This window comes from Streptomyces sp. NPDC021562, assembly GCF_040640875.1.
In the GTDB taxonomy this organism is placed as follows: domain Bacteria; phylum Actinomycetota; class Actinomycetes; order Streptomycetales; family Streptomycetaceae; genus Streptomyces.
Genome location: NZ_JBFACN010000004.1, coordinates 413,876 through 424,878, shown reverse-complemented (window position 1 = coordinate 424,878; position 11,003 = coordinate 413,876). Strand labels below are relative to the sequence as shown.

At 69.9% G+C, this 11,003-nt stretch carries 8 protein-coding genes; 1 reads left to right on the top strand and 7 read right to left on the bottom strand.

From position 1 onward, the window contains the following. The first annotated feature begins 72 nt into the window (after positions 1-72). The gene (gene pyk, locus AB0G52_RS08920; RefSeq protein ID WP_132888952.1) at positions 73-1,500 is read left to right on the top strand and encodes a pyruvate kinase; all 1,428 of its coding nucleotides are present in this window, start codon (positions 73-75) and stop codon (positions 1,498-1,500) included. A gap of 80 nt (positions 1,501-1,580) precedes the next feature. Here pyk and AB0G52_RS08915 read toward each other — a convergent pair whose 3' ends face one another. From AB0G52_RS08915 to AB0G52_RS08885, 7 genes are all read right to left on the bottom strand, one after another. Beyond that, positions 1,581-1,967, bottom strand: a complete 387-nt coding sequence (locus tag AB0G52_RS08915) for a hypothetical protein (protein ID WP_132888951.1) — start codon at positions 1,965-1,967, stop codon at positions 1,581-1,583. Further along, complete coding sequence (locus AB0G52_RS08910; RefSeq protein WP_132888950.1) at positions 1,964-2,356, bottom strand: hypothetical protein; 393 nt, start codon at positions 2,354-2,356, stop codon at positions 1,964-1,966. Before AB0G52_RS08910 ends, AB0G52_RS08915 begins: the two co-directional genes overlap by 4 nt. Positions 2,357-2,374: 18 nt before the next feature. Next, complete coding sequence (locus tag AB0G52_RS08905) at positions 2,375-6,265, bottom strand: hypothetical protein (protein ID WP_361335083.1); 3,891 nt, start codon at positions 6,263-6,265, stop codon at positions 2,375-2,377. Between the two features lie 309 nt (positions 6,266-6,574). Continuing rightward, on the bottom strand, positions 6,575-7,972 hold the full coding sequence (locus AB0G52_RS08900) for a hypothetical protein (RefSeq protein WP_361335080.1): 1,398 nt from the start codon (positions 7,970-7,972) through the stop codon (positions 6,575-6,577). Continuing rightward, positions 7,962-8,513 (bottom strand): DUF6114 domain-containing protein, encoded by a 552-nt coding sequence (locus AB0G52_RS08895; protein ID WP_132888948.1) that lies wholly within the window; start codon positions 8,511-8,513, stop codon positions 7,962-7,964. The genes AB0G52_RS08900 and AB0G52_RS08895 overlap by 11 nt, the downstream gene beginning before the upstream one ends. 149 nt (positions 8,514-8,662) lie before the next feature. Next, the gene (locus tag AB0G52_RS08890) at positions 8,663-9,310 is read right to left on the bottom strand and encodes a DUF6230 family protein (RefSeq protein WP_132888947.1); all 648 of its coding nucleotides are present in this window, start codon (positions 9,308-9,310) and stop codon (positions 8,663-8,665) included. Between the two features lie 635 nt (positions 9,311-9,945). Then, complete coding sequence (locus AB0G52_RS08885) at positions 9,946-10,917, bottom strand: tetratricopeptide repeat protein (protein ID WP_132888945.1); 972 nt, start codon at positions 10,915-10,917, stop codon at positions 9,946-9,948. Positions 10,918-11,003 lie beyond the last annotated feature (86 nt).

Genomic DNA, 11,003 nt, shown 5'->3' with positions numbered 1-11,003 from the left:
CATATAGGCGCCCATTTGTATCTTCCGCCAGACGGAATATTCCGCAGCGAAACAAACCGATAGGATCGCCCCATGCGCCGTTCGAAAATCGTCTGTACTCTCGGCCCCGCGGTCGACTCCCACGAGATGCTCGTCGCCATGATCGAGGCGGGTATGAACGTGGCCCGGTTCAACTTCAGCCACGGCTCCCACGCCGAGCACCAGGGGCGGTACGACCGCGTCCGGGCCGCCGCCAAGGAGACCGGGCGCGCCATCGGCGTCCTCGCCGACCTGCAGGGCCCGAAGATCCGCCTGGAGACCTTCGCCGAGGGACCGGTGGAGCTGGAGCGCGGTGACGAGTTCGTCATCACGACCGAGGACGTGCCGGGCGACAAGACCATCTGCGGTACGACCTACAAGGGCCTGCCGGGCGACGTCTCGCGCGGCGACCAGATCCTCATCAACGACGGCAACGTCGAGCTGAAGGTCCTGGACGTCGAGGGCCCGCGGGTGCGGACGATCGTCATCGAGGGCGGTGTCGTCTCCGACCACAAGGGCATCAACCTGCCCGGCGCGGCCGTGAACGTGCCCGCGCTGTCCGAGAAGGACGTCGAGGACCTGCGGTTCGCGCTGCGCATGGGCTGCGACATGGTCGCGCTGTCCTTCGTGCGGGACGCCAAGGACGTCGACGACGTCCACAAGGTGATGGACGAGGAGGGCCGCCGGGTCCCCGTCATCGCCAAGGTGGAGAAGCCGCAGGCGGTGGAGAACATGGAGGGCGTCGTGATGGCGTTCGACGCCGTCATGGTGGCCCGTGGCGACCTGGCCGTCGAGTACCCGCTCGAGAAGGTCCCCATGGTGCAGAAGCGGCTCATCGAGCTGTGCCGGCGCAACGCCAAGCCGGTGATCGTGGCGACCCAGATGATGGAGTCGATGATCACCAACTCCCGGCCGACCCGCGCCGAGGCCTCCGACGTGGCCAACGCGATCCTGGACGGCGCCGACGCGGTCATGCTGTCGGCGGAGTCCTCGGTGGGCGCCTACCCGGTCGAGACCGTCAAGACGATGTCGAAGATCGTCGCGGCGGCCGAACAGGAGCTGCTCAGCAAGGGCCTGCAGCCGCTCGTCCCCGGCAAGAAGCCGCGTACGCAGGGTGGCTCGGTGGCCCGTGCGGCCTGCGAGATCGCCGACTTCCTCGGCGGCCGCGGCCTGGTCGCCTTCACGCAGTCCGGAGACACGGCCCGCCGTCTGTCCCGCTACCGCGCCCAGCAGCCGATCATCGCCTTCACCACCGACGAGAACACCCGCAACCAGCTCACCCTCAGCTGGGGCGTGGAGTCGCACGTGGTGCCGTTCGTGAACAGCACGGACGAGATGGTCGACATGGTCGACCAGGAGCTCGCGAAGATCAAGCGCTTCCACCCCGGCGACACCGTGATCATCACGGCCGGCTCGCCACCCGGCGTCCCCGGCACCACCAACATGCTCCGCGTCCACCACATCGGCGGCATCAACAAGTGACGCCCCGCTAGGGACCGTTGACAGCACTGAGGGCGCCCCCTGTGGCAGGGGGCGCCCTCAGCCGTTTCACCACGGCCGGCTCACGCCTCGGCGACCGCCTCCGCGATGCCCTGCGCCAGGGCATCGAAATTCTCCCGGTAGAAGGCCAGTTCACGGTGGAACGCCTCCTCCGAGAACATGCCCCGCTCCAGCAGCACGACGGCCGACGCGGTCATGGCGCTGTGCAGGACGTGCAGCTCCGCGAGAGACAACCGGAGTTCGAAGGAGGTCTCGGGCCGGTGGGCGAACCGCCCGGCGAGGGCGTCGACCGTCGCGGGCCCCGCACCGAGCCGCACGACCAGCGCCGCGTCACCCGGCACCCGCGCCCGCAAAAACGTCAGCGCCCGGTGGAACGCCTCGGCCTGGGCCGGGGTGACGCGCGCGACGAACGCGTCGCCCTCACGAGTGAGCCGCAGGCGCGCCCTCATCCGGTCACCTCGCGGACGGCGTCGGCGATGCCGAGCGCAAGGGCGTCGAGGTTCTCACGGAAAAAGCCCAGTCTGGTACGGAACGCCTCCTGCGAGAGCCTTCCGTCCGACAGGAACATGGTCGCCACCGAGGTGAGCGCTGCGTGCACGGTGTGCAGCTCCTGCCACCGGAACGGGACCTCGACCGGCTCCCCGGCGTCGACGACCAGCCGTTCGACCAGGTCGTCGACCTCCTGCGCGGTCGCGCCCAGTTGCAGCGCCAGGACGTGCTCACCCAGGTCCCGGTTGCGCAGGAAGGCAAGGGCCTCGCGCACGGCGAGCGCCTGGGAACGGGTGAGCCGCACGACGAACGCCGCGCCGTCCCGCCGCAGTACGACCTCGGTCCTCACACCGTCACCGCCGCCGCACTACTGGCTGGGGCCGTTCGGGACATAGCGTCCGCCTTTCAGGAAGTCTGCCTTGGGCAGCTTGTAGCCGTGGATGAACCGGGACGTGATGATGACGATCACGCCCTTGTCCTCGTCGTAGGCGACGGGATTGCCGGTCCGGGAGTCCCGGTGCGTGCCCTTTCCGCGCCAGCCCTTGAAGTACTCGGCCATGGCCTTCAGGTCCCGGCCGATGCCCGGGATGCTGTGGTCCGCAGCCTCCTTGCTGTCTCCCATCATCCGCTTCCACTGGTACTCGATGCCGTCGGCCACGTCGGGCCCGTACTTCTCGTCGAAGAAGTCCAGGATTTCGTACGACAGGTCGGCCAGCTCGTCGAGGTCGCACAGGTCCGGTTCGTCGTCGTCCGAGGCGGCGGCAGCGGCCACCGGCACCGGTGAGGACGACTTCGCCGACGAGAACACCGCCGTCCGCGCGGACGGCTTGCGCACACACGCCGGGAGGCCGGGCTCCTTCTTCGCCTTCTCGGCCAGCTTGCGCAGCTTGTCGAGAGTGCGCTTCGCCTTGGCCGAACCCTCGAAGAACTCGGTGACCCCCTTGGAGACCTTGATGATCGCCTTGCCGACGGCGGGAATCTTCGTCAGCGGGATGGCCACGCCGACCACGTTGACCAGCGTCCACAGACAGCTCTCGACGTCGCCCTTGGTGAAGCAGTTCTTCAGGTCGGTCCAGCCGATGTAGTCCAGGAGGATCTGACCGCCGTTCTGCTTGACCCAGGCCAGCAGGTCCATCGAGGCGAGCGCCTGGGCCGCGCGGTACTGGTCCAGGCACTCCTGACCGCAGGCGCGCAGCAGGGCGGCCTCCAGGTCACTGCTCAGCGCGGGGGCGTCGTACGGCTGGTCGGCACGCTGCTTGCGGAGGGCCTCCACCTGCTCGCGCTGGGCCTTCTCGGCACGGTCCGCTGCGGCGTCCGCCTCCTGCGCGTGCCCCTGTGCGTCGGCGGCCGCCTTCTCGGCCTTGACGGCGTCCGATTCGGCAGCGGAGGCGATCCCGTCGGCCTGCGCGGAGGCCCTCTCGGCGGAGTCGGCCGAGGAGCGGGCGCTCACGGCGTCCCGTTCGGCCTCGGTGGCATCACGGTCGGCCTGCGCGGACGCCGACTCCGCCTCGTTCGCCGCGAAGTTGGCGTAGAGGGCGTCGGTACCCGCCTGCTCGTCGTACTTCTGAGCGCTCGCGTCGGCCTTCTTCGCCGCCGCCGCGTCTGCGGAGGCGGCGGCGGCCGAGGCGTTCGCGGCCGCGGCGGAATCGACCGCCTGCACCGCGTAGGCGGCCGCATCGGCCGATGCCTGAAGAGCGATCTTGGCGTCGCCGGCCGCCTTGTCGGCCAGCGCCTTGGCCTGCGCCGCCGCCTTCTTCGCCTCGTCCGACTTGGCCTTGGCCGCGGCGGCCTGCTGCTGAGCAAGGGTCTTGGAGCTCTGGCCGACCAGTACCGCGAACGCGGCGGAGGAGTCCGACTCCTGGTAGGGGGAGCCGAGGCTGATCGCTTCGTCGGCCGTCTTGGTGGTCGCGACAGCCGCGTCCCGGGCGGCCTGCGCATACTGGGCCGTGGCGGTGGCGTACCCGGCGGTCTTCGCCGACCATGCTGCCGTCTTGACCGCCTCGGCCTGTGCGGCGGTGGCCTCCTTGCGCGCGGCAATGGCGGCCGCCTGGGCCTTCTTGGCCTCGCCGTCGGCCTTTCTCGCCTTCTCCTTCGCCGCTGCCGCCGCGTCGATCGCCTCGGCCGCCGCCGCGTGCGCGGTGGCCGCGGCGGCGGTGGTCTTCCGGTAAGCGGCTTGGGCGGCGTCAGACGCCGAACGGGCACGTGAGGCTGCTGCCTCTGCGCGGGTGGCCGCCGCGCGGGCGCTCACCGCGGCCGCCGACGCGTCGTTCGCCGCGGCCCTGGCCCGGCTTGCCGCTCCGGCGGCCGCGGTAGCCGCACCCCGCGCTTCGGTGGCCGCCTGCCGGGTCTCGGCGGCGGCGTCGGTTCCCGCGGCCGCCGCGGCCGCTGACTCGAGCGCGGCTGCCCGGGACGCGGTGGCGTCCCGCTCGTGCTCCGCCTTCACCGCCTCGTTGCGTTTCTGGAAAGCGAGGCGGTCCGCCTCCTCGGCCGCGGCCCGCTTCTCGGACGCCGTGGCACCGGCCGTGCTCGCATCCGAGAGGGCCCGCTGGGCGTTGCTCTCCTCGGTGCGCGCCCGGGCCTCGGCCGCCTGGGCGTTCTTCCGCTCGGCGGCCGCCTTGTCCCGCTCCCGCTCGGCGTTGGCCTTCTCGGCCTCCGCGACCTCCCGCTGCCGCTTCGCCTCGGCGGCACCGGTTCTGGCGTCCTGCTCCGCCTTCTCGGCCGTCGCGCGGGCGTTCTTCGCGGTGGTGGCGTCGGCCGCGGCCTCGGCGGCCAGTTTGGCCGCGGAGTCCGCGGCGGCCTTCGCCTGGGCCTTGGCCTCCAGTGCGGCCGTCTTGCGGAACTCGGTGTTCAGCGCGTGCGTCTGGGTCTTGGCCAATGCCAGAAGCGTCTGGGAGTCGGCCACGGTGGCCTTCGCCGCGTTCGAGGCGGTCAGCGTGGCCTTCGCCGCGGCTTGGGCGGCGGCGTACGAGGCCTTGGTCACCTGCACCGACTGCTGGGCGTACAGGAGGCCCCGGCCGCGGGGCAGCTTCGCCGCGTCGGCTGTCTGCCAGGCCTTCTGTTGCTGGGTGGTCACGGTGTCGGCGGCCGTCTTCGCCCGTGCGACGGCCGCGTCCGCCGCGGTCACCTGCTTGGCCGCGGCTGCCTTCGCCGCGTTCAGGTCGGCCGTCGCCTTGGTGAAGTCGGCAGCCTTGGGGTAATTGATGGAGTCCTTGTGGGCGGCCCAGTACTTCTGCCAGTACAGGATCTGGTCCGCGAGCCACGCCTGGCGGACCGCCTCGGTCATGGCCTCGGTGGCGGCCCGCGTCTCCTTCGCAGCGGCGGCCTCGGCGGCGACGATCTGCTTACGCTGATCGGCCTGGCCGGCGTACTCCGCCTCCCACTCCGTGTAAGCCGCGGTGACGACACCGGTCAGCACCCGGTAGTGGTCGATGGGGTTGTCGCTGTCGCAGGCAGCCCAGGCCTGCTTCAGTGCCTCGACCTCGGTGCGGAACTCCAGCGAGTCCGGCTCGGGGGCCTTGGTGGCGAAGCCGCCGAAGCGCAGGAAGGTGGCGATGTCGTTGGCCGAGGAATAGCCCAGGTTGGTCGTGTCGAGCAGATCCTTGCCGGCGACGTCCTTGTAAGCGGCAGCCCAGGCGTCCCCGCCGGTGTCGAACGCGTCGAGGACCTTCTTGGCCTGGTCCAGGGAGGCCTGGCCGGGGTGCGGGGTGGGGTCGTCCTTGGCCTTGTCGTACAGCTTCTGCTGCGTGCCGAGGGTGAAGGTGACGATGTCCGCGCCGAACTCGGGGGCCCAGAAGTCCCGGCCGTTCGAGGAGTTCACCGAGCGGTACGGCTTGTTGGTCTCGTCCAGTTTGGTCTGGCGGTCGCGGAACGCGTTCAGGGCGGCGATTCCCGCGTCCCGATCGCGGAGGGCGGCCTGGCCCCACTCGCCGAGCAACGCGTCCGGCGTCACGAAGGCGCGCAGTGCGGCGTCCGTGCCGGTGAGCCTGGCCGCTGCGGCCGCCTTGAGGTCGGGGCCGCCGAAGTGCACGGCCTGGCCCGCCTGGCAACGGTCCGCGCGGGCCTGGGCGCCCAGGCTGATGCGCAGGGTGCGCTGGTAGGGGTTGGCCGGGTTGTCGCCCGGCTCGTCGGCGGCGGCCGGGACCGCATGGACGAGTCCGCCGAGCACCGCTGCGGCGGTGACGAGCGCCGTGCCGGCGATGCTCCGCTGGAGCCGCCTTCCCCCGGTGCGTCTGTATCTGTTCCTTTGTGCTGTTCGCACGTCAGTTCCTTCCTCAGGATGGTCAGTCCGTCAGTCGGTCCGCGCGGAAAGCGGGCAGGAAGCAGCAAAGGATGAAAAAGGCACAAACCCCCCTATGGCGTGCGGTCAACACGCCACCCCGCCCCCCTCCCCCGGGGACGCGATCATCCTGTCAGGCCAGGGCATTTTACGAAAGCAATATCGGCGGTTTATTCGTGCTTTTGAATCACCCCCTCCCCCAAGGGGCAGTGAACGCGACTGTGCCCCGCCGAGTTGGTACTCGGCGGGGCACAGTCTCCTCGCGGCTCCCGAACGGGTCTCTGGTGGGGCTCAGCCGGTGCCGTCGGTGGTGTACACGTGCATCCCGGGCACGGTCAGGGTGCCTCCGAACTGGCCCGCCTGGACGACCTTCACGTTGGTGAAGTAGATCAGCGGGATGTTCAGCGGCGGCGGGTTGTCCGGGCTGAACGTGATCGGGATCAGGCCGAAGAGGTTGCCGGAGATCGACTCCGTGTACATCGTCGTGTCACCGTCGCGGATCGTGGACTTCGAACCGGGGGCCGCCTGGACGTGGTAGGTCTTGTCGATCTTCGTGTCCTTGACCGTCTGGTGCAGGTCACCGATGTCGGTACCGCCCGAGATGACGTACTTCAGGACCTTCTTCGTCTTGCCGCTGGCCGTCCGCACCTCGACGATGCCCTGGTAGTCGGCTCTGTTCAGGGTCAGCGAGCTGGCGCTGAGGTACCAGGGGTCGTCCGCCACCGTCACCTTGTTGTCGACGCCGCTCACGTCGTCGGTGGCCGCCTTGCAGTCGTCCGCCGACGCACTGGAACTCGCGGACGGGCTCGGCGAGGCACTGGAGGTGGCGTCGCCGGCCGCCTTCGTGGCGTCCTTGGTGACCTCGCCGGCCGCCTTGGTCGCCGTGTCGGTGGTGCCCTTGACGGTGTCCGTGACCTTCTTGACGGTCTTGGACACGGTGTCGGAGCCGCTGTCCTTGCCCGACGAGGACGACGAGGACCCGGAGGACCCGGAGGACCCGGAGGACCCGGAGGACTTGGACGACGAGCCGGCGGACGCCGAGGCCGACGGCGACGGAGTGGCGCTCGCCGCGGAGTCCGACGAGGACGAACTCGTGCTGCCGCCGCCGAGGATGCCGGTGATGGCGTCCCCGATGGAGCCCAGCAGACCGCCGCCGCCGCTGCTCGTGGAGGCGGACGGCGAGGGGGTGGCCGTCGCCCCGGAGCCGGACGAACCCGAGGACGAGCCCGAATCACCCGACGAAGCGGACGACTTGGACGCGGACGGCGTCGGTTTCGCCGCCTCGTCGGAACCTGAATCCGACGAGGACGACGTGCCGGACGACGACGTCGGGTCCTTGGTGCCGGACGACGCCGTGGCCGAAGGGGTCGCCGGGTCCGTGGCCTTGTCGCTCGCGCTCGCCGAGGCGGAGGGCGAGGCGGTGTCCAGGGCGGAGACGCAGTTCTTGTAGTCCTCGGCGAGGCTCTTCGACGCCGACGGCGACGTGTTGTTCGTGTCCGCGATGGCGAGCGTCGAGGTGAAGCCCATGCCCATGATGACGGCCGTCGGCATCGCCACGGTGGCTATCGCCTTGCCGGCCGGCATCTGGAACCTGGTGAACAGCGGCCTCTTGGGTGCCGCGTGGCGCGGCCCGGTTCTCACACGGGACTCGTCCACCTCGGTCCCGTGGGTCACCTCGTCAGCCGGCACTGTGCCTCCCGTTCGCCCCGTTCACCGGGCTCGTTCCTGACAGGTCGTTCGACTCCACGCCGTCCGGGCCCGGGTAGTAGGCGGCCTCCTGCGGGGCGTCGTCCGCGGCCGGCGGGATCTCGCCCTCCGGCTGCGGCTTGGGGGGCGCACCCGGGGACCAGGCCACGGCCATCGCTCCGCCGATCAGGGCGAGCAGGAAGCCCATGATGAAGCCGCCGAAGTTGGACACCGGAAGGGACACCAGCGCCAGCAGGATCGCGGCGATCCCCGCGAACGTGCGGATGTGCCTCTGGAACCAGAGGCTGATGCCCAGGACGACGAGCAGCACGCCGATGATCAGGGACCCGGCACCAGCTGTGGTCGCCATCGCGACCGTCAGGCCGCCGAGCTGGAGGTGCGCGTACGGGAAGTACATGATCGGGAAACCGGCGAGCAGGATGTACAGACCGGCCCAGAACGGCCGCGTGCCCCGCCAGGCGCGGAACTGCAGCCTCCGGCGGGTGAACTGGCCGGGTGTGGCGGCAGGGGTCTCGGCGCTCATGGAAAACAGCTCCCTGGTGCGGCGTTGCTGTGGTGGTGGTGCTGTGTGGTGCGGCGGCGGTGTGTGGTACCGCGTGTACCGCCCACGAAGAGTGGGCGGAAGGTGGCCGGGCGGGAGCGCCGTCGGCTCCCCCGCCCGTCACGGAGTGCCTAGTAGCACTCCTCACCCTTCGTCGAGATCGACATGTGCAGACCGCTCAGCTGGAAGGTCGCGGCAGTGGTGGCCCACGCCGTCTGCTTCACCTTCGTCAGCGTGGCTTCGTCCGCTTCCTGCCCGAACCCGTCCGGGTTCGCCTTGCCGGCCTTGACCTCGTCCTGGTTGACACCCGGACCCTTGGTCATGCTCCCCGCAGCGACACCAATGTTGATGTTGCTGAACGTCGCATTCTCGGTCTGCAGGTCATCGAGGTCGATGTACAGCTTGCTGGCCTCGACCGGGTGGTTCGGGTCGGTGCCCGCCCGCAGGATCAGGCTGACGTTCCCGAAGAACGGCACCTTGGGCGTGACCACGGACTGGCACAGGTTGGTGATGGTCGCCTTGTTGAAAGCCGACACCGCCACCGGGTGAACCGTGTCCTTGGAGACGGTGCTTCCCATGTCGACGGCACCGTACTGCTCGAAGCCATAGCCATGAAGCGAGTCGGCCGCGACCTTGAACTGCTGGCCCGACACACTGAACGACGCGGCCAGAGCGCCCTGCGCGAGGGCGACACCTATACACGCCGTGGCGGCGACGCTGGGCACCATGACCACAGCGAACCGCTTCCATCTGGTCCCGCCACGCACCTGGGACTCCATATTTCCTCCTTCTCGGACGTACATCTCCTGGCCCGGAATCGCCCCCAACGGCGGCTCAGCCGGGCAGGGATGGGAGAAGTGCTACGTCCTCGGAAGGGGAGCGCCCGCGCTCGGAGGCGCGAACCGCACCTCGATCACCGGCGATCACCCCCGAGCGACAACCACTGGTCGCGCCTGACACGCATCACGCACAACCCTGCCGGACAGGCTTCACCCAGAAGGTGAAGACCCCCCTGCCCAAGAGCCGGCGTCACTGCCGCCGACTCTGCTCGGTGGGGACCCAGATGAACCCGTGAGCCCGACCGGCTGTCGGGGTACGGGAATGGACCGAGCGTCGCCGATCGTGGTGCATTCTCGGCGCCCGCACAAGGGGCTTCGTTACTCGGTAGTAACGGCGTGATAACCGATGGACGACCCGCCGGTCTCGGAGTGCGACGCTGGGTGTCGTCGAGGGGCGGAACAAAGATGTTGATACATGGACGGAACCAGACAGGCCAACGTCCCTGTTTTACTGCGAGTAACAGCGGCTGCGATTACCAAGATTTGGTAAAGAGCAGCCGCTGTGATCCCTTCTCGGCCAATCTTTCACTCGGGCATCACATGGCGTGACGTTTAGCGACTGGTCAGAACCCGGTTCAGAACAGCGCCCGCGCCAAGGCCCGGCGCGCGCCCACGACGCGCGGGTCGTCGGTGCCGACCACCTCGAAGAGTTCGAGCAGCCGCCGCCGTACGGCGTCCCGGTCGTCCCCCGCGGTCCGCTGCACCGTCTCGATCAGCCGTCCGAAGGCGTCCTCCACGTGCCCGCCGACCAGGTCCAGGTCGGCGGCCGCGATCTGCGCCGCGGCGTCGGCGGGCTTCTCGGCCGCGTCCCTGCGCACCTGCTGGGGGTCCATCCCCTGCACCCGCTGGAGCAACTCGGCCTGCGCGAGCCCCAGCTTGGCCTCGCTGTTGGCCGGGTCGTCGCTCAGCACGTTCTGGTACGCCCGGACCGCACCGCCGAAGTCACCGGCGTCCAGCGCCTGCACGGCGGCTTCGAGGAGCGCGTCGTACGGCCCGGCCGGCGCCGCGGCCGGCGGCTGGGCGCCCGGCTGCGCGTCGGCGTCGACGACGAGTCCGGTGAGACCGAACCGCTGCTCGGCGACCTGGATCAACTGGTCGAGGGTGCCCCGGATCTGCTCCTCGCCCGCCGCCCCCTGGAAGAGCGGCAGCGCCTGTCCGGCGACGACCGCGAAGACGGCCGGGATGCCCTGGATCCCGAACTGCTGCATCAGCATCTGGTTGGCGTCGACGTCGATCTTGGCCAGCAGGAAGCGGCCGTTGTACTCGACGGCGAGGCGCTCCAGGACCGGGCTCAGCTGCTTGCAGGGCTGACACCACTCGGCCCAGAAGTCGATGACGACGGGGACTTCGGCGGACCGCTGGAGGACATCGCGCTCGAAGCCTGCTTCGTCGACGTCGATGACCAGGTCGGCCGGGGCGACGGCACCGGTACCACCCTGCCGGGCCGCTTCGGCGCGCGTCTGCTCGGCCTTGGCCTTGGCCTCCTGGGCCGCCTTCACCGCGGCGAGGTCGACGACGCCGCTCATGGACATGTTCCGTGGCTGCATGCGTCTATCCTCCCCCGTTCCCGCGCGTGTGTGAAAAGCGTCGTGAAAGCCGGGCCCACGGCACGCTCCGGACGGGCCCTGCTTTC